The following is a 23,207-nucleotide window of genomic DNA, read 5'->3' as shown; positions in this document are numbered from 1 at the left end:
ATGGGTTTAGGAGCTAGGACCGATCCACGGCAACGGAGGTTGATCGGACGTGAGCGCGGACAAACTGCTTGAGACCATTTTTGCCGGGAATCTGCGCGAGCTGATGGTGATCAGCTACATCGTGCTGGGCAACAATGCGGTGACCACCCGCTACATCGAGCGCAGGTTCCATATGCCCGTGCAGGCCTGGTCGGCGCTCTACGCGATCGACAAATTTCCCGGCATCCGCGCCAAGGAGATCCGCCACCTCTTCCCGCGCCCGCAAAACACGATCAGCCGCGCGGTCTCCCTGCTCGAGACGCGGGGCTTCATCGTGCAGAAACCATCCGATTCGGACGGCCGCGAGAAGCGCCTGTTTGCAACGGAGGCCGGCACGGCGGTGCTTGCCGACCTGATCGAGGTTTCGCGCCAGCGCCAGGAGGAGTTGCTCGGGCCGCTGTCGAGCGAGGAGAGAGCCGTGTTCTTCGAATTGGCGCGGAAGATCGCGACCGGGCCCGACCTGTTGCGTTCGGCGGTGATGCGGTCCTGACGTTTTTGCGCGCGCGGGCCGCGCCGGCCGGCGGAGACGAAAAAATGCGGGGCTTGCGGGGAGCCGGACCTTCAGTCCGCGCGGGCCGGGCCGGTGCTGTCCCTGACGTGCATCCTGCAATCGAGATAGACGATCTGCGGCGGCTGCCCTGGATCCTCGATCCGGGCCTTCATGATCTCGATCAGGGCCTCGGCGCCATCCTCGTGGGTTCCCCCGACCATCGTGAACAGGCCCAGATGTTCCGTCGCCACGTCGGGGTGACCCAGAATGACGATGCTGAGCTCGCCGGGGATGTCGATGCGCATATCGCGCATGACCTCGCGAATTCCCATGCAGTCGGAAAAGCCGATGAAGATCAGGGCTGTCGGCATGGATTGCGTCTCGTCAGCGCGTAGCCGCGCAAGCGCTTTTTCGAGTGCCGAGGCGACGCCCTGGGTCGGATGCTTCATGCCTTCCAGGACGGCCAGCCGGCCGTCGATCTCCTGGCCCCGCCAGCGGCTCATGCGGGCGAAATAGCGCCGCCCGCCCAGGATCGGCTGCGCAGAGCTGTCGAGCGAGACCAGCGTAATGCGCCGGTGACCGAGACCGGTCAGATGGTCGAGCGCGTGGTCGAGCGCCTCTTCCCAGTCGATGCCCATGCGGTCGATGTCGACGCCCGAAACCGTGTGGCCGTCGACCACCAGCGCGCGCGTCTTGCTCTGCAGCATGGCCAGCAGCCGAACCGGTATCACCTCGTAATGGGACTGCAGGATCACCGCGTCGAAGGTCGGGATCGATTTGAGGATGTCGAGCAGATGATCGGTGTCGTGGTAGGACATCTGCACGACCTTGCCGCCATCGGCGCCGACGACCTCGACGATCCGGTTCTGTACCAGCGAGCAACGCTCGTTCATGCTGGAATTGGCGAGGATCAGGAGGCTGCGAAGCCCAACCCGCCGGGCCGGCGCGGCAACGGCGGGGCGGGACGCGGCGCGGCCGTGCGGCTTGACGACAAACGAGCCGCGGCCAACCTGCGAACTGATCAGCCCCATGGCGCGCAACCGCGCAAAGGCCTCCTGCACGGTCGCCTGGCCGACGCCGTGCCGGGCCATCAGTTCGCGTACGGTCGGCAGGCGTGCGCCATCGTCGGCTGCATCGATCAGCTCGATGAGCGATTGCGCGATCATGTCCGAGGAACCTGCCCGCAACGGTCGTCTCCTTTCGTTCGATAGATACATTGCCGAATACAATCTTGCAAGCCAACCTATCGGTCCAGAAAACAAGTGATTCTATGTGGCGAACTTCGGAAAAATTCCATTAATATCAGTATTCTATTTCGTGTAAGATACAAAAAATACAAAAATTGTATCTGGACCTTTACAATCATATTGTATCTGTGATTGCATTTGACGGTGGCAGGCTGGGTGGTCTGGGGAGGAAGATGTGACTGTCGGACGGGAAGGGCATTCTCAGGTTGGATCGGGCGCGGCGACTCGGGTCGAAGCGGAACCGTCTGCGGGGAGCGCCATCCGGATCTCGAACGTCACCAAATCCTTCGGCGCCCCCGGGCACGGCCCGACCGTGCTACGAACGATCGATCTGACGGTGCGCGAGAACGAATTCGTTTCGCTGGTCGGTCGCAGCGGTTGCGGTAAGACCACCTTGCTCAACATCATCGCCGGGCTGGAGCGCCCGACCTCCGGCACGGTGGAAATCCACGGTCGCGCGGTGCGCGGACCGGGTCAGGGCCAGGGCGTCGTTTTCCAGCAGCATGCCCTGTTTCCGTGGATGACGGCACTCAGGAACGTGGTCTTCGGCTTCCGCGACGCGTCCTTGTCCAAATCGGACAAGCAGGAGCGGGCCCGCGAATTGCTGCAATTGGTGGGGTTGTCGGCGGCCGCCGACAAATACCCGCGCGAGATGTCTGGCGGCATGCAGCAGCGTGTGGCGATCGCCCGGGCGCTGGCTCTGGACCCCGAAATCCTGCTGATGGACGAGCCGTTCGGCGCCCTGGACGAGCTGACCCGCATCGAGTTGCAGCAGGAGCTGCTGCGCATATGGGAGGCGCGCAAGAAGACCGTTGTCTTCGTCACGCACTCGATCAACGAGGCGCTGGCGCTGTCGGACCGCGTCATCCTGCTCGCGCCGCATCCCGGTCGCATCGAGCGCGATCTGGCGATCGATCTGCCGCGTCCGCGTCTGCGCACCGACCCGCGCTTCATCGCCCTGCACGAGGAAATCTGGAAGGGCCTGTCGTCATGAGGGGCCGCCTCGTCCTCCAATACGCCGTGTCGGCCGCCGTTATTGTCGGAGCGATCGCGTTGTGGGAGCTCGGCGTTAAGACCGGCTATCTGAAGGCCTACCAGTTTCCGCCGGCCAGCAGGATCGCCGAAGGTTTCGTCGAGATCGCGACGACCGGCTTTCCGACCGGCATCACCATCTGGTCGCATGTCCTGACGACCGTCACGCGCATCCTGCAAGGTTATCTGGCCGCGCTTGCGCTCGCGATACCCGTCGGGCTGGTGATCGGCGCCTTTCCGCTCGTCAACAAGATGCTGGAGCCGGTGATCGTGTTTTGCCGGTCGATCGCCACGCTCAGCCTGCTGCCGCTGGTCATCGTCTGGTTCGGGGCCGGCGAGCTGACCAAGGTGATCCTGATCGCCTATGGCTGCTTCTGGGTGATGCTGTCCAACGTGATCGCCGCCGTCGTCTATGTCGATCCGGTGCTGATCCGGGCCGGTCGCTCCTTCGGCCTCAAGGGCGTCGCGCTCTATTGCGAGGTCGTGCTGCCGGCGGCGCTGCCGCGCATGTTCGCCGGCGCGCGCATGGCGCTCGGCGTCGGTTTCATGGTCATTGTCGGCGCCGAGATGATCGGCACGATCGAGGGGCTCGGCGCGTTGATCATGGAGGCGCGCACCTTCTACCGCAGCGAGATCACCATTATCGGCATGCTGGTGATCGGCGTGCTTGGCTTCGTGATCTCGACGGGACTGGCCGCGCTGGAGCGCGTTCTTTTGCCCTGGGGCGCGACGGGGGAGGGGGCGCGCGCATGAACCGGGAGCGCCTGACCAATATCGCCCTGCCGCTGATCGGCACGCTGATCGTGGTTGCGGTCTGGGAGGCGGCGTCGCGGCTGGGCGCGATCGACCCGCGCGTCTTTCCCGGACCGGTCACCGCGATAGCCGAGGCCGCCGGCCGGCTGTCGGCCGATACCGTCGGCGAACACATGGCCTGGAGCCTGTTTCGGGTGTTTTCCGGTTTCGCGCTCGGTGTTGCCGCCGGCGTCGTGATCGGCGTTCTCGCCGGCTGGTATCGCTGGTTTGGCCTGATCGCCCGACCGTTGATCGAATTGCTGCGTCCGATCCCGCCTTTGGCCTGGATCCCGCTGGCGATCATCTGGTTCGGTCTGGGCGAGCCGTCGAAATTCTTCATCATCTTCCTGGGCGCGTTCTTTCCCGTCGTCACCGCCACCTATCACGGCGTCACCAATGTCGACCCGATCCTGGTGCGCGCGGCGCGCACGTTCAGCGTGGGCGGCTGGTCGCTGCTTACCCGCATCGTCCTGCCGGCGGCCTCGCCGGATCTTGCGACCGGCATTCGCATCGGTTGGGGGCTGAGCTTCGGCGTGCTGGTCGCCGCCGAGCTGATCGCTGCCGATCGCGGGCTCGGCTACATGATCATGAACGAGCGCAACACCGGCGGATCGGTCAGCGTCATCATCGTCGGCATTCTTTTGATCGGTTTTCTCAATCTGCTCACCGATGCCGCCATCGGCAGCGCGATCCAGCGATGGATCGGCCGCTGGCACGGCAGCGGCGTGTAGGAACCGTGCGAGACACAATCAACAGGGAAGGAGACTAGTCATGATGAAACGATTGAAGGGCGCGGCGCTGGCCGCGCTTGTGGCGACCTTTGCGGCCAATGCCGCGGCGGCGGACGTGGAGACCGATACGCTGTCGATCAGCATCGGCGTCGACCTGCCGTTCCTGGTCCATGTCGTGGCCAAGGAAAAGGGCTGGCTGGCCGAGGCCGGCTTCACCAATGTCGAGTTCAAGAAGTTCCAGTCGGGCAATCTCGCCGGCGAGGCGCTGCTGGCCGGCGAAATCCAGCTCTGGACGCCGGGCAATCTGCCGCCGATCGCCATGGCCCATAATGGCGTGCCGGTCGTCATCCTGGGTAGCAATGCGGTCAGTCACGGTCTGGAAAAGATCGTCGTGCGCAAGGACGCCAATGTCGAAAAGCCGGAGGATCTCTACAACGTCAAGCTCGGCCTGTTGGTCAGCTCGACCTCGGGCGCGCTGTTGGGCAATGTCGCCGAGCATTACGGCCTCGACTTCAACAAGATCCAGGCGGTCAACCTGGCTCCGCCGGAGGCGATGGCCAGCCTCGCCAACAACGAGATCCAGGGCATCGTGTTCTGGGAGCCGTGGCCGTATCGCGCGCTGACCGAGCTCGACACCGAGGTCGTGCACACCGGCACGGTGAGCGGCTTCGCCCAAAATGACGGCGAAAAAGTTCAGGTTTCCAACAACCGCACCGTGTGGGTCGCCTCGCAGGACTGGGTGCGCGACAATCCCAATGCGGCCAAGGCGCTGGTCGAGGTTCTGGTGCGCACGCAGAAATATGTGAGCGACCCGGCCAACCGCGACGAGGTGCTGACGATCTTTTCCGACTTCCAGGAGCAGCCGCTGGAGATGAACCAGGCGCTGTTGTCGAACTATACGTTCGACGCCTCGATCGACGAGACCTATGTCGAGGACATGGCGGCGATCACCGATTTCCTGGAAGCCACCAACAGGATCAAGGATCGGCGTGACGCGCTGAGCTTCACCTATTCCGAGCCGCTGGCGGCCGCCGACAGCGCGCTCGTGTCCGTCGAGGGCCAATGGAAGCCCTGACGCTCCTCCCAGGCGCCCCGGTTTCGCCGGGGCGTCGCCAGGCGGCATCGTTCCAACCACTATCTGGAGACCGATCGACATGGTCAGCCCGGCCAAACCCCGCATCGCGATCCTCGGCGCGGGTTTCATCAGCGATTATCACGTCCGCGGCCTGACGGCGGCCGGCGATGTCACGATCGCCTGCCTGGTCGGCCGCGATCCGGCGCGAACCCGGGCGCGCGCGGCCGAGTTCGGCATCGAGGGCGCTGCGACCGACCTCGACGCGGTGCTTGCCGACCCTGCCATCGACGGCGTCGTCGTGGCGACACCGGACGGGCTGCATCGCGACCACGCCATCGCCGCGCTGTCGCGGAGCAAGGCCGTGCTGTTGCAGAAGCCGATGGCGCTCGATGCGGCGCAATGCGCCGAGATCATCGCCGCGTCGGAGGCCTCCGGCGCGCCACTGACCGTCAGCTTCATGCATCGTTATTTCCCGGAAGTGCGCTGGCTCAAGCGCCTGCTCCAGGACGGTACGCTCGGCCGGATCCATTCCGTGCGCATCCGCAACGCCACGCCCGGCGCCGACTGGGCGGACTGGTTCTATTCGCCCGACAACGTATCCGGCGGCGTCGTCATGCAGCTCGGCGTGCACGGCATCGATCTGTGCGGCCATCTGTTTGGTCCGATCGCCGAGGTGACCGCCAGCCTGGCCACGGCCCGTCCGCGTCGCCGGCTGGCCGACGGGCGCGTGGTGACCACCGCGCTGGAGGACAATGTCGTGGCAAGCTACACGCTCGCCAGCGGCGCGCTGGTCAGCCACGAGATGAGCTATACCGAGATCGCCGGCTGCGACCGGTTTCGCCTCGAACTCCACGCCGACAAGGGCACGGTCTGGCTTCGCAGCGAACGCGGGCCGGCGGCGATCTACGCGCCCGAGATAACCGGGCAGGACGGCTGGGTGAACCCGCCGCTTGCCGATGAGACGCTGGGAGCTGCCCATCACCGGCACTGGCTCGACATCGTGCGCGGGCAGGCGCGCCCCGACGACAGCGCGTCCGCCGGCCTGGCCTCGATTCTTGTCGCCGAGGCGATCTATCGCGCCGCCGGCGAAGGGCGACGGGTCGCGGTTGCCGACCCAACGCCCGAGGAGCACGAGGACCGATGACACATCCGATCCGCATCGCCCTTCTGGGCGTTCAGCACTATCACGCCAATTTCTGGACCAAGGCGATCCTGGCCCGAAAGGACGCCGCCATCGCCGGTATCTGGGACAGCGACCCCGCGCTGGCCGGGAAATTCGCCAACGCCTACGCCCTGACCGCGTTCGACGATCGGCAGGCCCTGCTGCAGGCCTGCGATGCGGTCGCCATCTGTTCGACCACGGTCGAGCACAAGGAGCTGATCGCCGCGGCCCTCGACGTCGGCAAGCCGATCCTGTGCGAAAAGCCGCTTTCGGTGAACGTGCGCGAGGGGCTCGAGATTTGCCGCATGCTCGTCGCTTCGCCGGTGCCGTTCATGCAGGGTTTCCCGAAGCGGTTCGACCCGGTAAGCGAGGCCGTACGCCAGATCGTGGCCTCCGGCGATCTCGGCACGGTCACGCTGTGCCGCATACGGCACGGTCACAGCCACGGGCTGAGCGACGATTTCTGCAAGGCCTGGTTCGTCGACCCGCAGAAATCTGGCGGCGGGACCCTGCTCGACGAGGGGGTGCACGCGGCCGACCTGCTGCGGCTGTTGTTCGGCGAGCCGGAACGGGCGTTCGCGGCGCTGTCGGCGCACACGCTGGGGCTGCCGGTCGAGGACACGGCGTTGGCGACATTCTCCTATCGATCGGGCCTGCTGGCGGAAGTCTCGACGAGCTGGTGTTTCGCCGCCGCCGACCATTCGATCGAGATTTACGGCACCGGTGGCACCGTGCTGGTCAGCGGCGTCGACATCGCCTCGCGGCCGACGCGCGAAGAGGCGTTTTTGCAGGTCTTCCGCCGTGACGGAACCGCGCGCGGCTGGCAGGTCTCCGACATCGTGCCGCATTTCAAGACCGGCGTGTTCCACGAGCATGTCGCCTGGGCCTTCATCGATGCGCTTGCCGCCGGCACCGCGATGCCGACGGGCGCGCGCGACGGTCTTTACGCCTCGGCGATGATCGAGGCGGCTTACGAGGCGGCCCGGCAAGAGCGGATGGTGCCGATCGACTATCCCGAGGTCGAGCCGTGACCTGGATGGCGCGCGAAATCAGCGCCGTGCCCGACGTGGTCGAGCGCCAGCTCGCCCTGGCGATGGACGACTATCTGGAGGCCGGCCGCATGCTCGGCCGGCGCGCGCCAGCCTGTGTCGTCACCTGCGCGCGCGGCAGTTCCGATCACGCGGCGACCTATTTCAAATATCTGGTCGAGACGAGGATCGGCATTCCGGTCGGTTCGATGGGCCCCTCGGTCGCCTCGATCTACGAGACGCCGTTGAAAATGGCCAATGTGCCGCTCGTCAGCATTTCGCAATCGGGCGCCAGCGCCGACATTGTCGCCCTGCAGCGCGCCGCGCGCGCAGGCGGGGCGCCGACGCTCGCCCTCACCAACACGGCACGTTCGACGCTGGCCCGACAGGCGGAAATCTGCCTGGCGCTGCATGCGGGCGAGGAACGCGCGGTTGCGGCCACAAAAACCTTCGTGTCCTCGCTGGTCGCGCTGGCCGCGCTCGTCGCCGGCTGGCTCGACGATGTCGATCTCGCCGCCGCCATCCGCGATCTGCCGGCCAGGCTTGCCGAGGCCGCGGCAACGGACTGGACGGCGGCGATGGCGCCGTTTGCGGCCGGCGGCAGTCTTTACATCGTGGCGCGGGGGCCAGGCTTCGCGGTCGCCTGCGAGGCCGCGCTCAAGCTCAAGGAAACCTGCCGGCTGCATGCCGAGGCCTATAGTGCGGCCGAGCTGCGCCACGGGCCGATCGAGCTGGCGGGAGACGATCTTACCGCGCTGGTGTTTGCGGCCCGCGACCGGTCCGCCGCCGGCATCGGCGAGGCGACGCGCGCCTTGCACCAGGCCGGTGCCGCCGTGTTCGTCGCCGGACCGCGCGAGACGCTGCCGACGGTCGAAGCCGGTCACGTGCTGCTCGACCCGATCTGCCAAGTGGTGAGTTTTTACCGGTTCGCCGAGCAATTGTCGCTGCTGCTGGGGCGCGATCCCGACCGGCCGGCCCGGCTCGCCAAGGTGACGGTGACGACATGAGGGCGCTGGCCTGCGATCTCGGCGGGACGAATGTGCGCTTCGGGCTCGGTGTCGACGGGCGCCTCGACCCCGAAACGGTCGTACAGTTTCCCAACGAGCGATTTTCCGATTTCGGCACGGCGCTGAAACACTATTTCGGCCAGGTCCGGGTGGGTCGGGTCGAGCGCGCCGTCGTGGCGCTGGCCGCCCCGATCGATGGTGACACGATCTGTCTGACCAATCGCAACTGGACGATCGCGCGTGCCGAAATCGCCGAAATCGCCGGCACTGGCGACGTCGTGCTGATCAACGATTTCGTCGCGCTCGGAGCGGCCTTGTCGCGGGCCGAGGCGTTGGTCACAAGGTCGGTCCTGCCGGGCGCGGCGGGGCGGGGCGTCAAGCTGGTGCTCGGCGCCGGCACCGGCTTCAATGCCAGCGCGCTGATCGAGGGCGGCCATGTGCTCGCCGCCGAGATCGGCCACACCGGTTTTGCGCCCGAGCCGGGACTTGAGACGGCGTTGCGTGACCATTTCGCCGGCCGCTTCGGCCGCTGCTCGCTCGATCGTGTGTTGTCGGGCTCCGGCCTCGTCGCGCTCTACCGGGTGGCCTGCGACCGCTCCGGCCGGGCGGCGGCGCTCGGCGATGCGGCGGCGGTGACGGCCGAAGGCGCGGCCGGTCGCGACGCCGACGCGGTTCTCGCCTGCGGCACGCTCTCCGGCATGCTCGGGCGGACGGCCGGCGATCTGGCGCTCACCTTCCTGCCGCGCGGCGGCATCTATTTGACAGGTGGCGTGACAGGCGCGCTGGCGCCATTCATCCAGGGCCCCGACAGCCCGTTCGCGCGTGCCTTCCTGGCCAAGGGGCGGATGCGCGAGTTGATGCGGGGGTTCACGCTCGACCTGGTGATGGACCAAAGCGCCGCCCTAGTCGGCTGTCTCGCCTGGCCCGACCTTCCCTGCAACACGGTCCGCGGCGGTCGCGCCGCCGGACCGACCTGACCGGCGGAGGATCGTCTTGCCGACACAACCGCTCCCAGAACGCCTGATGCCGCTCACCGCTGCCGCCGGCCTGCGCCCGCTTTATGGCGATCTGCACAATCACTGCAATCTGTCCTATGGGCACGGCGAGCTCGAGGCGGCGCTGGAGAACGCCCGCAGGCAGCTCGACTTCGTCTCCATCACCGGCCACGCCTACTGGCCCGACATGCCGGTCGACGACCCGCGCGTCGCCCATATCGTCGATTTCCACGTCAAGGGGTTTTCGCGGCTCGAGCGGACCTGGCCGGCCCATTTCGACACGCTGGCCGCGTTCCACGATCCCGGCCGCTTCACCGTGTTTCCGGGCTACGAGATCCATTCCTGCGCGCATGGCGACTACACGATCGTGCTGCGCGATCTCGACCAGCGCGAGATTCTCAAGGCCGACGATCCGCATACGCTGCTGGAGCGACTGCGCGGCCGATACGGCACGCGCGCCTTCGCCTTTCCGCACCATATTGGCTACCGGACCGGTGCGCGGGGCATCAACTGGTCGAGCTTCGAGCAGGATCTGTCGCCTGTGTTGGAAATGATCTCCATGCACGGTTGCGCGGAGACATCGCTGACCGACCGGCCGTTCCTGCATTCGATGGGACCGTGCGACGGCGTCAACACGGTCCATGCCGGCCTCAATGACGGCCATCTGTTCGGCGTGCTCGGCAATACCGACCACCATAGCGGCTTTCCGGGCTCGTATGCCCATGGACGCTCGGCCGTCTACGTGGCCGAAAACAGTCCCGAGGCGCTGTGGCAAAGCCTGTTTTCGCGCCGCACCAACGCGCTGACCGGCGACAACGCGCATTTGTTCTTGTCGATCGGCGGCGCGATCCAGGGCGACGTCGTGGCGCCGGCAAGCCAGGCGGACATGGCGATCGAGGCGGTCGGCGGCAGCTTCATCGATCAGATCGACATCGTCAGGAACGGCGCGCTCTTCGAGCGGATCACGCCGGCGCTGCGCCCATCGGCCGTGACGAGCGACCCGGACGCGCTGGAGACGCTGCTCGTGCTCGAACTGGGCTGGGGCGCCCGCGGCAGCCATCACGACTGGGACGGCGTTCTCAAGCTCGAAAACGGCGAGATCCTGGCCGTCGAACCGCGCCTGCGCGGTCCCGAGATCGTTTCGCCGCTTGAGGCGCGCGCACCGGTGCCGCACGAAAGCCGGATTGTTCACGACGGCAGCACGGTTGCCTTTTCGCTGCGCGCCCATGCCAATCCGAACAATTTCACCGCCACCACGCAGGCGATCGCGGCGCGGGTGCGGTTGCGGCCGGGCGCGCGGATCGTCGCCGAACTGTCTGGCGAGCATGTGTCGGTCGATGTCGATCGTCTTTTGAAAGGGGCCGTGTCGGGCAATATCGGCCCGATCGATTCTCCCGCGTTCCGGTTTCACCCACTGCCCAGGCCACAGCAATGGCAATGGACGGGCACGGTGCGGCTCGGCGCGCTGCGGCGCGGGGAATGGGTGATGGCGCGTATGCGCCAGGCCAACGGCCAATCGGCCTGGACGAGCCCGGTTTTTTGCCGATAACGCCGTTCGCCTGCGGCCGTAACCTGTGCCGTTTCAGGTTTCAGACCGAGCCGTCCAGCGTTGCCAGAAGGGCGGCGACCAGGCGCGCCCTTTCGGCCAGGCTTTCCGTCACGATATATTCTTCCAGCGTGTGAGGGCCGTCTCCGCGCGCGCCGAGCCCGTCGAGGGTGGCGATGGCCATCGCGCCGGTGAAATTGCCGTCCGAACCGCCGCCCGAATCCTGATGCGGAATCTCCAGGCCGATTGCCTGCGCCAGACGCGCCGCATGTTCGTAAAGCGACCATGAGGCCGGGCTTGCGGTCCATACAGGCCTTACGACGTCGCGTCTGACGATCACCTGGGCGTCCCCGCCGACCGGCTTCAGGCTCTCCATCCGGGCGATTGCTTCGGCCAGTTTCTCGTCGGTGGTGGCCGATACCAGCGCCTTGGCCTTGCAGGTCGTCGACACGCAGTTCGACCAGCGGCCGCCCTGGACGACACCGACGCTGTAGCCGGTTTCGGCATCTGTCATCGCTTCCACGGCGATGATCTGGTGCGCCATCTCGCGGATCGCCGATACACCTTCGCCGAGCCGCAGTCCCGCATGGCTCGGCCGGCCGCGCGTCTCGATATCGAAGCGGGCGATCGCGTAGCGGCCGGTCACGACGCCGCCGTTGCGGCGCGCCGGTTCGGGCACCAGCACGTAGCGGTGCCTGGCCGCCTCGGCTTCGATCAGCGCGCGGGTGCTCGGGCTGCCCACCTCCTCGTCGCTGGTGAACAACACGGTGACGGGCAGCGGCGTCTGGTGGCCGATGCGCATCAATTGGCCGATTGCCTCGAGCGCCAGATAGTTGCCCGCCTTCATGTCGAGCACGCCGGGTCCGTAGCAGCGCCCGTCCTGCTCGCGCCAGGCGAAATGCTCGATCGTGCCGAGAGGATGAACGGTGTCCAAGTGTCCCAAGACCAGGATGCCGGGCTGTCCGGCCCGGGAATGCGGAAAGCTGGCCTTGACGCAGTCGCCGAAGCCGCGCGTTCCCGGAATGCGCTGGACGACCGCGCCCAGGAGCGCCAGATCGTGGGCGGCGAGGTCCATCATCCGGTTCACGGCGTCGCGCTCGTAGGTCGGGCTTTCCGTCTCGACCCAGGCGCGCAGGCCGGCCGCCATCCGGCCGCTGTCGAACCCGAGTTTCGTGACATCGAGACCAGCGAAATCATTAGCATGCATCGTTTGCGTATCGCTCTGCAATGTGTTTAAATCGACGCTATCATAAATCGAGATTTTCGCGGCGGTCAAACCATCCCGAAACAGGATCACGCTACATCCGCAAATCGCCCGAACACCCGCACAGAGAGGACGTTGTGGCAGCAGCAATACCACGCCCCCCGAGAGGATCGACGCCACCGGACGGCGCCGCCCCAAAGCCCGACCGATTGTTCGTGGAGGCTCTGGCGCGGGGGTTCCGCGTGCTCGAGGCCTTCGCCGACCGGCCGACGGCGATGTCGCTTGCTGAAATCGCGGCGGCAAGCGGGCTCGACAAAAGCGCGGCCCAGCGCCTGGTGCATACGCTGGTCTCGATCGGTTATCTGGAAAAGACGGCTGCCGGCGTCGCGCCGAGTCGGCGCATCCTGGACCGCTCGTTCGATTATTTGAGGTCCAATCCGCTCATCAATCGGGCCATCCCCATTCTGGCCGACCTGCGCAGGACCATCAAGGAACGCGTCGATCTCAGCCTCTTCGACGATCTGACGATGCTTTACGTCGTGCGCATGCAAAGCAAGCGCGACACATTCTACGCCCATCTGATCGGGCGGCGCGTGCCGACCTACTGCACGTCGGGGGGGCGTGCCGTCCTTAGCCACCTTCCGGAGGAAGACGTTCTCGACATCCTCCAGCGCTCGCAGAGGCGCAAGTTGACGCCGCGCACCACCGTGGAGATCGACCAGATCATGGAGCGGATCGTCCAGGTGCGCGAAACCGGCTATTCGCTGGCGATCGAAGAGGTTCTGGTCGGCGAAATCGCTGTGGCGGCGGCCGTGCTCGACGAAGCCGGCCATCCCGTGGGCGCGATTCACGTTGCCGCTTCCCTGGCCGAGTGGCAGCCGGACGAATTCGTCGCGCGCGCCGGCCCGCTGGTCACCGCGGCGGCGGCCGGACTGCGCCCTTCCTGAGTCGGTCGCCCGCCTCCGCCGCGACGCCGTATTCCCGCTCGAACGCCCGCTCGCTTGACAAATCGGACGGCAGGTCCGTAAATTGTCAAATACAGTTCGATCGTATCGCTTAGCAATACGCAAAAAGGGAAGTCGCATGACGGCCACACCCGGCGGGCAGAATGGGATGGATTCGGCAGGCGAGGCGCTGCTGCGCGTGTCGGGCCTGGCCTACGACTATGCCGGCGTCAGCGCGGTCTCGAACTGTTCGCTGGAACTTCGCCGCGGCAAGATCGCGGCGCTGATCGGCGGCAACGGTGCGGGCAAGTCCACCAGCGTCAAGATGATCGCCGGCGCCCTGAGGAGCAGGTCCGGCTCGATCATGCTCGACGGCCGGGAGATCGGCGGACTGCCGGCGCACAAGGTCGTCGAACTCGGTGTCGCGCTGGTGCCGGAAGGTCGTCTCGTGTTCCAGCACCTGACGGTTCGCGAAAACCTGATCCTGAGCGGCCACGTGCGCCGCGCCCGGGAAAAATGCTCGCAATCGCTGGAGCGGGTCTTCGAGCTTTTTCCGCGCCTCAAGGAGCGCCAGACCCAATTTGCCGGCTCGCTGTCGGGCGGCGAGCAGCAGATGCTGGCGATCGGCCGCGGCCTGATGACCATGCCGCGCCTCTTGATCCTGGACGAGCCGTCCCTGGGTCTGAGCCCGATTCTCGTCGGGCAGATTTTCGAACTGGTGCGCAAGCTCAACGCGGAGGGCATCAGCGTGCTGCTCGTCGAGCAGAACGTGCACCACACGCTTGCCATCGCCGACTACGCCTACGTGCTGGAAAAGGGCCGCGTCGTCCAGGAGGGCGAAGGCCGCCGCCTGCTCAACGACCCGAAGGTAAAGGAAGCCTATCTCGGGCTGGTCTGAATGCCGGATTTCAAAATGGGAGACGAAAGATGAGAAGACGCACCTTCCTGCAAGCGACGACCGCCGCGCTCGCTGCCGGCGCGATGCCGAAACTGGCTTTCGGCCAGGACAACACCATCACCTTCGGCGGATCGGTGCCGATGACGGGCGCCGCCGCGGAGACCGGCCAGAACGTGCTCCAGGGCTACCAGTGCGCGGTCAAATACATCAACGAGGAAATGGGTGGCGCCGAGATCGGCGGGCAGAGCTATCAGCTCGATCTCAACATTTTCGACGACGCGTCCGATCCGGCGCGCGCCACCACGCTGATTCAGCGCCAGGTCGATGAAGGCATCAGCTTCTTCCTGGGCTCGTTCGGCTCCAACATCGTGCTGCCCACTTGTTCCATCACCGAAGCGGCCGGCCGCATCATGGTGCAGGCCGGCGGCGGGTCCGACCTGATCTTCACCCAAGGCCGCAAGCGCGTGTTCGGCATCTTCCCGCGCGCCTCGCAGCAATTCGTATCGTCGGTCAACATGTTCACCAGCCTCGACCCGGCGGTGAAGACGGTGTCGATCATCTACACCAACGATGCCTTCTCGGAATTCCAGGCCAAGGGCGCGCGCCAGACCATCGAACAGGCCGGCATCGAGGTGGTCGACTATATCGCCTTGCCGGCCGGCGTCAGCGACGTGTCGAACGTGCTCACCACGATCCGCGAGAGCGCGCCGGACATTCTGGTCTGCACCACCCATGACCAGACCTCGATCCTGATCGCCCGCCAGATGGTCTCCACCGAGACCAACGTGCCGATGCTCTACCAGACGCTCGGCCCGCAGACGGCGGCGTTCCGCGACGCGCTGGGCAATTACGCAAATGGTGTCGTCACCCAGGCCTACTGGTCCGAGCGCGCACCCTATTCGGGTAGCTATTTCGGGTCGGCGGCCGATTTCGCCAAATATTTCCGTGCCAATTTCGACCGTGATCTGACCTATCACATGGCCAGCGGCGCGGCCTGTATCGTGGCCTATGTCGAGGCGGCCAAGCAGGCCGGTTCGCTCGATCTCGATGCCGTGCGCGATGGGCTGGATGCGCTCGATTTCGAGTGCTTCTACGGGCGCGTGCGCTTTACGCAGGACGGCGACGGCGATCCCGACCTGCTCGGCCCGCTTTTGATCCAGCGCCAGAATGGCGAGATGGAGGTGGTGGCGCCGCCGGACGGCGCCTCGGCCAAGCCCGTCTATCCCGCCCCGACATGGCAGGAGCGCGCCTGACCGCGCGCTGCAACGAGCGCGGCGTCCGGCATGCCCCCGGCTTTCCGGCCGCCGCGATCCTGTTTCGCTAGTCGACGAGCATAATATGGCAGACCTCCCGCTTCTGGAACTCGGCGCGGACCCGCGCGAGCGCGGCCGCATCCACGGCGCCACGCTGGCCGGCGCCATCCGCGACAACGTGGCGACCTATCTCGCCCGCTTCGAAGCGGCCGGCGCGACGCGCGCGACGATCCTGGAGCAGAGCGAGGCCTGGCTCGCGTTCATCGTTGCCGACAATGGCGAATATGGCGAGGAGATGGGCGCGATCGCGGCGGCGTCGGGCCTGTCGGCGACCGAGATCGCCATGCTGAACGCGCGCTACGAAATCACCTATCTCGCCTTCGGCACCGAGGCGAAAGCCGCCAATGGGCGCCTCGAGCAGGAAGGTTGCACGTCCTTCGGCATGTTGCCCGAAGCGACCGCCGACGGGCATACAATGTTGGCGCAGAACTGGGACTGGCTGGCCAATGTGCGCGGACGCACCTTCGTGCAGCGTGTCCGGCGCGCGTCCCGGCCGGAGGACGGCAAGCCCGATTTCGTCGGTTTCAGCGAGGCCGGCATCGTCGGATCGAAGATGGGCGTCAACGCGGCCGGCATCGGCCTGTGCGTCAACGGGCTGGTGACGCCTCGAGACGGCACGACCGGCATGCGCAAACCTTTTCACGTGCGCTGCAAGGAGATTCTCGACGCCTGGCGTTTCGACCAGGCGCTGGCGCCGGTCGTGGAGACCGACCGCACCGCCTCGAGCAATTTCTTGATCGGCCACAGCGACGGCGAGATTCTCGATATCGAAGCCACGCCCGAGCATTGCGCCTACCTGTCGCCGGCCGACGGGCTTGTCGTGCACGCCAACCATCTGGTGAAGGAGACGCGAACGGTCTCGCAGATGGAGCGGATCGCCCCGAACACGCTCTATCGCGGGCCGCGCGCCGAGCGCCTCCTGCGGCGCCATCTCGGCCGGATCGATCGCCCGGCGCTCGAAGAGGTGATGCGCGATCATTTTTCCGCGCCGGCCGCGATCTGCCGCCACGCCGACCCGCTGCTGCGGCCCGAAAAGCGCGTCATCACGGTGGCGGCCATTGTTCTCGACCTGGACGAGCGCATTCTCTACGCGACCGACGGCCCGCCCTGCGAGGCCCCGTTCCAGGCCTTTCCGCTCGATACCGATGAGCGCCGTTGCGATGATGCCTGAGGAGAACTTGCCGTGGACGACATGAACCCTATCGAATGGCCGAACGGTGCGCGCTGCGCCGTGATGCTGACCTTCGACTTCGACGCCGAGACGCTGTGGCTGTCGCGTAATCCCGACAATGCTCGGCGCCCGGGCGTGCTTTCCCAGGGCATTTACGGAGCCAAGACCGGCGTGCCCAAAATACTCGAGCTGATGCGCGAGGAGAGCCTGAAGGGCACCTTCTTCGTGCCTGGCTGGACGGCCGAAAAATATCGCGACCGCATGGACGCGATCGCCGCCGCCGGCCACGAGATCGGCCATCATGGCTATCTGCACGAATGGATCGATCCGGATTTCCCCGACAAGGAGCGCGAAGCGCTTGAAAAGGGCCTCGAGGCGCTGAAGACAACGGTCGGCGTCAAGCCGAAAGGATATCGTTCGCCGGCCGGCGAAACCTCGCAGAACATGATCGGCCTGCTGCACGAATACGGCTTTGAATACGACAGTTCGCTGATGGACCAGGTCAGTCCCTACCGGCATGTTTTGGAAGACGGCACGCCCGGTCCGGTCGAACTGCCCTGGCACTGGAGCATGGACGATGCGCCCTTCGCGCTGTTCGCCATCCAGTCGCCGCGCCCGATCCACACCAACGACCACATCCTGAATGTGTGGAAACAGGAATTCACGGAAATCTACCGCTGGGGCGGGCTGGTCAACGTCGTCACGCATCCGCAGATCATCGGCAGGCCGTCGCGGCTCGCCATGCTGCGCGAGTTCATCGCCTTCGTGCGCCGCTTTCCCGATGTGTGGTTCGCGACCGGCGCGGAAGTGGCGTCGGCCTGGGCCGCCAAGGAAAACGGCTAGGAGCTTGTCGGCCTCATGACCCTCTTCCTGCAAACGACCCTGAACGGCCTCGTGCTGGGCGGCATCTATTCGCTCGCCGCCGTCGGTTTCTCGCTGGTCTTCGGCGTGCTCGGCATCGTCAACCTGACGCACGGCATCTTCGTCGTGGCCGGCGCCTATGGCGCGCTGGTGCTGTTTGCCGAGCTCGGCATCGATCCGCTGGTCGGGATCGTGCCGATCGGGCTGGCCCTGTTTGCGGTCGGGTATGTGTATCAGCGCACGATCATCCAGTGGGCGGTTTCGCGCGCCTCGCTGGTCGCGTCGCTGGTGGTGACGTTCGGGGTGGCGATGATGGCGCGCAACGGCCTCCAGCTCGTGTTCGGGCCGGACGTCCACACCATCACGCCGAGCTACAGTTTCCTCAGCATTCCGCTCGGGCCGCTGCGCATCGACGTCGTGCGCATCGTGGCCCTGGGCGCGAGCCTTGTGCTGCTGACAGTTCTGGCGCTGGTCCTGGCCAGGACGCATTTCGGCCGGGCGATCCGCGCCACGGCCCAGCAGCCGCTGGCCGCGGAACTCTGCGGGCTGAACGTCAAGAATCTGCACGGGCTGACATTCGGGCTCGGCGCGGCGATGGCCGGGGCGGCCGGCGCCATCATCGGCATCGTGCAGCCGTTCACGGCGGCGAGCGAGGTCGCCTGGACGCTCAACGCCTTCATCGTCGTCGTGCTCGGCGGTATCGGCAGTCCCGCCGGGGCGCTGGTGGGCGGCCTGCTTCTGGGCCTCATCAACGCCTATACCGCGCAATATGTCGGTCCCTCGCTGACGCAGGCGGCGATGTTCCTGGTTCTGGTGCTCATGCTGCTGGTACGGCCGAGCGGGCTGCTCGGCAACGCGTTCGGAGAAAGCCGATGAACCGCGCCCTCGTCCTCCTCGCGGCCATAGCCGTCGTCCTCGCGGCCGTTTTGCTGCCGCTGTGGATCGGTCCCTTCTACACGCGCGTCATCCAGCTGTTTTTCTTTTCCGCCGGCCTGGCGGTCGCATGGAACCTTCTGGGCGGCTTTGCCGGCTATTGGAGCTTCGGTCACACCGTCTTCATCGGCATGGGGGCGTTCAGCGCCGCGCATATCGTCACCAGGCTGGGGCCGTTCGGCGACGGGCCTTTGTCGATGGTCCTGCCGATCCTGCTGTCCGGCCTGATCTGCGGCCTGTTCGCCGCCATCATCGCCTATCCGATCCTGCGACTGCGCGGCATCTATTTCGCCATCGCTATGCTCGGGGTCAGTCAGGTCGTCGGCGAGCTGGTCAACAATCTGTCGTGGTTCCAGGGCGGGGTCGGCGTCTTTCTTCAAACGCCGCTGCCGGCCGGCACCGCGCCGGAGGACTTTTTCTACTACCTGTTCGGCGCGCTGTTGCTCGCCTCCATCCTGATCGCGGTCGCGGTGCGCAAGTCCCGCTTCGGTTATGCGCTGCTGTCGATCCGCGAGGACGAGGATACGGCGATGATGCTCGGCGTGGCGACGGAGCGCTACAAGATCATGGCCTTCGTGCTGTCGGCCGTGCTCGTGGGAACGTTCGGCGCGGTCTATGGTTACAGCGTCGGCTATTTCACCACCTATACGGTGTTCCGGCTCGATTTTTCGCTGAACATGATCGTCTTCTGCCTGATCGGCGGCATCGGCACGCTGGCCGGACCGGTCATCGGAACCGCGATCATGCTCTTCATCACCCAGGTGCTGTTGTCGCGGTTCCTGGATATCCATCTGTTGATCACCGGAGCCATCGTGGTGGCGATCATCCTTCTCATGCCCGGCGGCATCATCGGGGCGCTGCGCTCGTGGCGGCGCCCGGCCGTGGGCGGCGGGGCGGCGGCGACGGAGACCGGCTCATGAGCGATATTCTTTTGTCCGGCCGCGGCGTGACGAAGTCCTTTCGCGGGCTGACCGCCATCCGCGACGTCGATTTCGACATTCCCGCCGGCGCGATCTTCGGGCTGATCGGCCCGAACGGCGCCGGCAAGTCGACGCTGTTCAACCTGATCACCGGCTACTACGCGCTGACCGGCGGCGAAATCCGTTTCAAGGGAGAGGATCTTTCCCCGCTGCCGACCTATCGGCGCAACCAGGCAGGCATCGCCCGGGCGTTCCAGATATCGAAACCCTTTCCGGCCCTGACGGTGCGCGAGAACGTACGGGTGGGCGCGATGTTCGGACGCCCCGGCGCGCGCGCGGCCGAGGACGTGGTCGACCAGGCGCTGGCCATCGCCGGTCTGGAAGAGCTTGCGGACCGCACCGCGGAGGGGCTGACCGTGGGCTCGCTGCGCAAGCTGGAAGTCGCGCGTGCCTATGCCACGAGGCCGTCCCTGCTGCTGGCCGACGAGCCGTGTGCCGGCCTCAATCCGGCCGAGACCGAGGAAATGGTCGGCTGCCTGCGCAAGGTGCGCGATCTGGGCACCACGGTATGGCTGGTGGAACACGACATGAAGGCGGTCACCAGCGTCTGCGATCGCATCGTGGTGATCGATGCCGGCCAGAAGATCGCCGAGGGCACGCCGCAGCAGGTTGTCGCCAATCCCAAGGTGATCGCCGCCTATCTCGGAGAGCCGCTCGAGGACAATGCCGGCTGAGGCGGACATGCCGCTTCAGCGCGGCGCAGGCCGGACGGAGACGGGATCATGGCGGAAGAATTCGAGCCCGCGCTGCTGCGGGCACAGGCCTTCGACGGCGAAAAGCTGGCCGAGGGGATCGTCGACTGGGTGGAGATGGAGACGCCGTCCGATCGGCCCGACCTGATCGACCGGATGTTCGACCGGGTCGAGAGCGCGTTCGACGGCCTGCCGGTCGAAATCCGGCGTCTGCCGGCGCGCGACGGCTGCGGCGGCCAGATGGTGATCGACTACCGGCCCGAAGGCTGCGACGGCGACGCGGCCTTGTTGATGGGGCACGTCGATACGGTCTGGAGCGCCGGGACGCTGGCCGAACGGCCGGTCCGGCGCGAGGGCGACCGGCTTTACGGGCCCGGAATCTTCGACATGAAGGCCGGCTCCTATCTGGCGACGGAGACGTTGCGGCGCATCGCCCGGCAGGGGATCGTGCCGCCGCGCCCGGTGCGCGTCTTTCTCAACGGCGACGAGGAGATCGGCAGCCCCGTCTCGCGCGGCACCATCGAGCGCCTGGTGGGCGACGCGGCCTTCGTGCTGGTCCCCGAACCTTCGTACGGCGCGCCGGGAACCGTCGTGACCGCCCGCAAGGGCTGGGCGCGTTTCGACCTGGCCGCGCACGGCGTGTCCGCGCATGCCGGCGGCAACCGCGACGACGGGCGCAGCGCGATCCGCGAGATCGCGCGCCAGGTTCTTGCCATCGAGGCGATGAACGATAGCGAGAGTGCGGCGACGTTCAATGTCGGAACCGTGCATGGCGGCACGCGCGCCAATGTCGTGCCGGACAAGGCCGGCATCGAAGTCGACATGCGCGTCGACGACATGGCGACCGCCGAGCGTCTCGTCGCGGCGATGTTGGCGCGGCGGGCGGTCGACCGCGATATCCGCCTGGAGGTGAACGGAGGCCTCAATCGGCCGCCCTTCGTCCGCTCGCCGGCCGTGGCACGGCTTTATTCGGCCGCTCGCGCGCTTGCTGCCCATCTCGGCCTGCCGATCGGCGAGACGGCGCGCGGCGGCGTGTCGGACGGCAATTTCGCCGCCGCGCTCGGCCGGCCGGTGCTGGACGGCCTGGGCTGCGGCGGGGCTGGCGCCCATGCCGTCGACGAGCATATTCTCGTGTCCACCATAGCCCCACGCGCCGCCTTGCTGTACGCCATGCTGACGTCGCGGCATTTCCAGAGCCTCGCGACCGGCTAAACCCCTTTCATCCAGTCTTCATCTCTTATCGAGGAGCGGCACTTGAGCGCGTTGTTTTCGCCGATCACCCTGCGAGGTCTGACCCTTGCCAACCGGATCGCGGTATCGCCGATGTGCCAATACAGCGCCGTCGACGGCGCGGCGACCGACTGGCACCTGGCGCATCTGGGCACGCTGAGCGCCTCCGGCGCCGGCTTGTTGGTCGTCGAAGCGACCGCTGTCGAGCCTGAAGGACGCATCACCCACGGCGATCTGGGGCTTTACGACGAGGCCAGCGAGGACGCTCTGGCGCGCATCGTGTCGTATTGCCGCGACCATGGGGCGGCGCGGCTCGGCATCCAGCTCAGCCACGCGGGGCGCAAGGCCTCCGCGCAACGGCCGTGGGAGGGAGGCCGGGCGCTCGGGGCGGACGAAAAGCCGTGGACGACGATCGCGCCCTCGGCGGAGGCCTTCGGAGAGGGCTGGCACGTGCCGCGCGCCATGGAGCGGGCCGACCTGGAGCGCGTGAAGGCAGCGCATGCGGCAAGCGCCGGGCGCGCGGCTCGGCTCGGTTTCGACCTTCTGGAGCTGCATGCCGCGCACGGCTATCTGCTGCATCAGTTTCTGTCCGGGCGCGCCAACCGGCGAACCGACGACTACGGCGGCAGCATCGACAACCGCATGCGTTTCCCGCTCGAGGTGGTCCGTGCGGTCAGAAAGGCATGGCCGCGGGACCGACCGCTCGGGGTGCGCATGACCGGCTCGGACTGGGTTGAGGGCGGTATCGACCTCGACGAGGCGGTGCGTTTCGCCCACGGGCTGAAGGCGGAAGGCGTCGATTTCGTGTGCGTGAGCAGCGGCGGGGTGACGCCGAGCGCGGCGCCGCGGATCGGGCCCGGCTATCAGGTCGCGCTGGCGAAGCGGGTGCGTGATGAAACGGGCCTTGCCGTGCGTGCCGTCGGCCTGGTGACGACGCCGAAGCAGGCTGAGCGGATCGTCGTGGCCGGCGACGCCGACATGGTCGCGCTCGGCCGCGCCTTTCTCGACAATCCGCATTGGGGCTGGGCAGCGGCGCGGGTCCTCGGTGCCGATGTCGAGCGGCCGGTCCAGTATCAGCGCGCGGCCGACGCGGTTTGGCCCGGCGCGGCCTATTCCGACGCCGACTGAGACGCTCGCGCTCATCGGCCGGTCGGCGCTCGGCTGCCACGGACGTATCCAGCGGTTGTTTGGACCGGGATCGGAGGTGACGCAAGGCGCCGGTGGCAGCCGTGAAGCGCCAAGGGTTTTCCGAAGGCGGTCGAAGCGGGCCAGGTTCCGGCGCAAAGGGCGTTCAGGATGTTCACCGTCATCGGCGATTTTGCCCATGACGGTCTTTCTAACCGGCCGCTCTTGCGGGAATTTCCTTGCCTGGGCCGAGTGCCCAGACCGAATGGGCGATCAGTGTCATCACCAATATCGAACCGCCTATCAGCGAAGCGGTGGTGGGCACTTCGGCGAAGATCATCCACACCCATACCGGCGTGAGCACCGTTTCAAGCTTCGGCCTCGATCACCCCCGAAGCGCCATCGCCGAATGAAGGCGGGACTTCAACACGGCGAGACCGCACTCCTCGCTCGGATACTAGACCCCGGCGGCCTTCGCCGAGATCCTCACCGCAACCGGCTACGACGCTTCGCTCGACAAGGGCTACGCGTCTCCGCCGGCTGCTCGACCCGCGCCCCACGGCGTAACACAAACAGCCGAGGCTCTAATCTCAGGACCTATTAATTCCTTTTGAGATGTGATTCACGGTCTTTGAGAAGGAGGCCGTGATGGGTGATTTGTTTCTGCTGAGCGAGGGCCAGATGGCGCGGATATCGCCGTACTTCCCGCTGT

22 protein-coding genes and 2 pseudogenes are annotated in these 23,207 nt (G+C 66.4%); 21 read left to right on the top strand and 3 right to left on the bottom strand.

What is annotated here, in order from left to right; translation table 11 throughout:
- Positions 1-49: 49 nt before the first annotated feature.
- A complete protein-coding gene (locus C7T96_RS14070) occupies positions 50-529 on the top strand; it encodes a MarR family transcriptional regulator (protein WP_199190482.1) in 480 nt (159 codons plus the stop codon).
- A 71-nt stretch (positions 530-600) separates the two neighbouring features.
- On the opposite strand, the gene C7T96_RS14065 is transcribed toward C7T96_RS14070, so the two are convergent.
- A complete protein-coding gene (locus C7T96_RS14065; protein ID WP_158264375.1) occupies positions 601-1,716 on the bottom strand; it encodes a substrate-binding domain-containing protein in 1,116 nt (371 codons plus the stop codon).
- 373 nt (positions 1,717-2,089) lie between these two features.
- Here C7T96_RS14065 and C7T96_RS14060 point away from each other — a divergent pair, with 373 nt between their 5' ends.
- The 9 genes from C7T96_RS14060 to C7T96_RS14020 all read left to right on the top strand — a co-directional run bounded on the left by C7T96_RS14060 (position 2,090) and on the right by C7T96_RS14020 (position 11,147).
- Positions 2,090-2,770 carry an ABC transporter ATP-binding protein gene (locus C7T96_RS14060; RefSeq protein ID WP_158264374.1) on the top strand — a complete coding sequence of 227 codons (681 nt, stop codon included), beginning with the start codon at positions 2,090-2,092 and terminating at the stop codon, positions 2,768-2,770.
- Positions 2,767-3,561 (top strand): ABC transporter permease, encoded by a 795-nt coding sequence (locus tag C7T96_RS14055; protein ID WP_158264373.1) that lies wholly within the window; start codon positions 2,767-2,769, stop codon positions 3,559-3,561. The genes C7T96_RS14060 and C7T96_RS14055 overlap by 4 nt, the downstream gene beginning before the upstream one ends.
- Positions 3,558-4,331 (top strand): ABC transporter permease, encoded by a 774-nt coding sequence (locus tag C7T96_RS14050; RefSeq protein WP_106571876.1) that lies wholly within the window; start codon positions 3,558-3,560, stop codon positions 4,329-4,331. The genes C7T96_RS14055 and C7T96_RS14050 overlap by 4 nt, the downstream gene beginning before the upstream one ends.
- 40 nt (positions 4,332-4,371) lie before the next feature.
- On the top strand, positions 4,372-5,406 hold the full coding sequence (locus C7T96_RS14045; protein ID WP_158264372.1) for an ABC transporter substrate-binding protein: 1,035 nt from the start codon (positions 4,372-4,374) through the stop codon (positions 5,404-5,406).
- A 79-nt stretch (positions 5,407-5,485) separates the two neighbouring features.
- On the top strand, positions 5,486-6,550 hold the full coding sequence (locus C7T96_RS14040) for a Gfo/Idh/MocA family oxidoreductase (protein WP_106571874.1): 1,065 nt from the start codon (positions 5,486-5,488) through the stop codon (positions 6,548-6,550).
- Positions 6,547-7,599: a Gfo/Idh/MocA family oxidoreductase gene (locus C7T96_RS14035; RefSeq protein WP_106571873.1), complete on the top strand. Its 1,053-nt coding sequence runs from the start codon at positions 6,547-6,549 to the stop codon at positions 7,597-7,599. Before C7T96_RS14040 ends, C7T96_RS14035 begins: the two co-directional genes overlap by 4 nt.
- A 5-nt stretch (positions 7,600-7,604) precedes the next feature.
- On the top strand, positions 7,605-8,603 hold the full coding sequence (locus tag C7T96_RS14030) for an SIS domain-containing protein (protein ID WP_106572084.1): 999 nt from the start codon (positions 7,605-7,607) through the stop codon (positions 8,601-8,603).
- Positions 8,600-9,580, top strand: coding sequence for a glucokinase (locus C7T96_RS14025; RefSeq protein ID WP_106571872.1), 981 nt, complete (start codon positions 8,600-8,602; stop codon positions 9,578-9,580). Before C7T96_RS14030 ends, C7T96_RS14025 begins: the two co-directional genes overlap by 4 nt.
- 46 nt (positions 9,581-9,626) lie before the next feature.
- Positions 9,627-11,147: a hypothetical protein gene (locus tag C7T96_RS14020; RefSeq protein ID WP_106571871.1), complete on the top strand. Its 1,521-nt coding sequence runs from the start codon at positions 9,627-9,629 to the stop codon at positions 11,145-11,147.
- A gap of 40 nt (positions 11,148-11,187) precedes the next feature.
- Here C7T96_RS14020 and C7T96_RS14015 read toward each other — a convergent pair whose 3' ends face one another.
- Positions 11,188-12,351 carry a M20/M25/M40 family metallo-hydrolase gene (locus tag C7T96_RS14015; protein ID WP_106572083.1) on the bottom strand — a complete coding sequence of 388 codons (1,164 nt, stop codon included), beginning with the start codon at positions 12,349-12,351 and terminating at the stop codon, positions 11,188-11,190.
- A gap of 212 nt (positions 12,352-12,563) precedes the next feature.
- On the opposite strand from C7T96_RS14015, the gene C7T96_RS14010 reads away from it, so the two are divergent.
- The 10 genes from C7T96_RS14010 to C7T96_RS13965 all read left to right on the top strand — a co-directional run bounded on the left by C7T96_RS14010 (position 12,564) and on the right by C7T96_RS13965 (position 22,498).
- Entirely contained in the window at positions 12,564-13,295 is a 732-nt protein-coding gene (locus tag C7T96_RS14010; RefSeq protein ID WP_245414145.1) for an IclR family transcriptional regulator C-terminal domain-containing protein, read from the top strand.
- 136 nt (positions 13,296-13,431) lie between these two features.
- Positions 13,432-14,190 (top strand): ABC transporter ATP-binding protein, encoded by a 759-nt coding sequence (locus tag C7T96_RS14005; protein WP_238719877.1) that lies wholly within the window; start codon positions 13,432-13,434, stop codon positions 14,188-14,190.
- A 29-nt stretch (positions 14,191-14,219) separates the two neighbouring features.
- Complete coding sequence (locus tag C7T96_RS14000; RefSeq protein WP_106571868.1) at positions 14,220-15,443, top strand: amino acid ABC transporter substrate-binding protein; 1,224 nt, start codon at positions 14,220-14,222, stop codon at positions 15,441-15,443.
- Positions 15,444-15,528: 85 nt separating this feature from the next.
- On the top strand, positions 15,529-16,674 hold the full coding sequence (locus tag C7T96_RS13995; RefSeq protein WP_158264371.1) for a C45 family peptidase: 1,146 nt from the start codon (positions 15,529-15,531) through the stop codon (positions 16,672-16,674).
- Between the two features lie 21 nt (positions 16,675-16,695).
- Complete coding sequence (locus tag C7T96_RS13990; protein ID WP_199190485.1) at positions 16,696-17,517, top strand: polysaccharide deacetylase; 822 nt, start codon at positions 16,696-16,698, stop codon at positions 17,515-17,517.
- A 15-nt stretch (positions 17,518-17,532) separates the two neighbouring features.
- Positions 17,533-18,411 (top strand): branched-chain amino acid ABC transporter permease, encoded by an 879-nt coding sequence (locus tag C7T96_RS13985; protein WP_106571866.1) that lies wholly within the window; start codon positions 17,533-17,535, stop codon positions 18,409-18,411.
- Positions 18,408-19,388 carry a branched-chain amino acid ABC transporter permease gene (locus tag C7T96_RS13980; protein WP_106571865.1) on the top strand — a complete coding sequence of 327 codons (981 nt, stop codon included), beginning with the start codon at positions 18,408-18,410 and terminating at the stop codon, positions 19,386-19,388. The genes C7T96_RS13985 and C7T96_RS13980 overlap by 4 nt, the downstream gene beginning before the upstream one ends.
- On the top strand, positions 19,385-20,122 hold the full coding sequence (locus C7T96_RS13975; protein WP_106571864.1) for an ABC transporter ATP-binding protein: 738 nt from the start codon (positions 19,385-19,387) through the stop codon (positions 20,120-20,122). Before C7T96_RS13980 ends, C7T96_RS13975 begins: the two co-directional genes overlap by 4 nt.
- Before the next feature lie 48 nt (positions 20,123-20,170).
- Positions 20,171-21,352, top strand: coding sequence for a M20 family metallopeptidase (locus C7T96_RS13970; protein ID WP_106571863.1), 1,182 nt, complete (start codon positions 20,171-20,173; stop codon positions 21,350-21,352).
- Between the two features lie 42 nt (positions 21,353-21,394).
- Positions 21,395-22,498 carry an NADH:flavin oxidoreductase/NADH oxidase gene (locus C7T96_RS13965; protein ID WP_106571862.1) on the top strand — a complete coding sequence of 368 codons (1,104 nt, stop codon included), beginning with the start codon at positions 21,395-21,397 and terminating at the stop codon, positions 22,496-22,498.
- A 208-nt stretch (positions 22,499-22,706) separates the two neighbouring features.
- Here the strand turns inward: C7T96_RS13965 and C7T96_RS24380 are convergent.
- Positions 22,707-22,868, bottom strand: a pseudogene (locus C7T96_RS24380) (EamA/RhaT family transporter); the annotation flags it as partial.
- A gap of 1 nt (position 22,869) precedes the next feature.
- On the opposite strand from C7T96_RS24380, the pseudogene C7T96_RS24375 reads away from it, so the two are divergent.
- Positions 22,870-23,109, top strand: a pseudogene (locus tag C7T96_RS24375) (integrase core domain-containing protein); the annotation flags it as partial.
- Positions 23,110-23,207 lie beyond the last annotated feature (98 nt).

This window comes from Nitratireductor sp. StC3, assembly GCF_003015025.1.
Taxonomy (GTDB): domain Bacteria; phylum Pseudomonadota; class Alphaproteobacteria; order Rhizobiales; family Rhizobiaceae; genus Mangrovimarina; species Mangrovimarina alexandrii.
The sequence above is the reverse complement of the archived record's forward strand: the minus strand, read 5'-3'. Positions and strand labels throughout refer to the sequence as shown.

Bases quoted from the DNA above. Each gene is read 5' to 3' on its own strand.
- C7T96_RS14055 (WP_158264373.1), top strand. From the start codon at position 2,767: ATGAGGGGCCGCCTCGTCCTCCAATACGCCGTGTCGGCCGCCGTTATT.
- C7T96_RS14050 (WP_106571876.1), top strand. From the start codon at position 3,558: ATGAACCGGGAGCGCCTGACCAATATCGCCCTGCCGCTGATCGGCACG.
- C7T96_RS14045 (WP_158264372.1), top strand. From the start codon at position 4,372: ATGATGAAACGATTGAAGGGCGCGGCGCTGGCCGCGCTTGTGGCGACC.
- C7T96_RS14040 (WP_106571874.1), top strand. From the start codon at position 5,486: ATGGTCAGCCCGGCCAAACCCCGCATCGCGATCCTCGGCGCGGGTTTC.
- C7T96_RS14035 (WP_106571873.1), top strand. From the start codon at position 6,547: ATGACACATCCGATCCGCATCGCCCTTCTGGGCGTTCAGCACTATCAC.
- C7T96_RS14030 (WP_106572084.1), top strand. From the start codon at position 7,605: ATGGCGCGCGAAATCAGCGCCGTGCCCGACGTGGTCGAGCGCCAGCTC.
- C7T96_RS14025 (WP_106571872.1), top strand. From the start codon at position 8,600: ATGAGGGCGCTGGCCTGCGATCTCGGCGGGACGAATGTGCGCTTCGGG.
- C7T96_RS14020 (WP_106571871.1), top strand. From the start codon at position 9,627: ATGCCGCTCACCGCTGCCGCCGGCCTGCGCCCGCTTTATGGCGATCTG.
- C7T96_RS14015 (WP_106572083.1), bottom strand. From the start codon at position 12,351: ATGCATGCTAATGATTTCGCTGGTCTCGATGTCACGAAACTCGGGTTC.
- C7T96_RS14005 (WP_238719877.1), top strand. From the start codon at position 13,432: ATGACGGCCACACCCGGCGGGCAGAATGGGATGGATTCGGCAGGCGAG.
- C7T96_RS14000 (WP_106571868.1), top strand. From the start codon at position 14,220: ATGAGAAGACGCACCTTCCTGCAAGCGACGACCGCCGCGCTCGCTGCC.
- C7T96_RS13995 (WP_158264371.1), top strand. From the start codon at position 15,529: ATGGCAGACCTCCCGCTTCTGGAACTCGGCGCGGACCCGCGCGAGCGC.
- C7T96_RS13990 (WP_199190485.1), top strand. From the start codon at position 16,696: ATGAACCCTATCGAATGGCCGAACGGTGCGCGCTGCGCCGTGATGCTG.
- C7T96_RS13985 (WP_106571866.1), top strand. From the start codon at position 17,533: ATGACCCTCTTCCTGCAAACGACCCTGAACGGCCTCGTGCTGGGCGGC.
- C7T96_RS13980 (WP_106571865.1), top strand. From the start codon at position 18,408: ATGAACCGCGCCCTCGTCCTCCTCGCGGCCATAGCCGTCGTCCTCGCG.
- C7T96_RS13975 (WP_106571864.1), top strand. From the start codon at position 19,385: ATGAGCGATATTCTTTTGTCCGGCCGCGGCGTGACGAAGTCCTTTCGC.
- C7T96_RS13970 (WP_106571863.1), top strand. From the start codon at position 20,171: ATGGCGGAAGAATTCGAGCCCGCGCTGCTGCGGGCACAGGCCTTCGAC.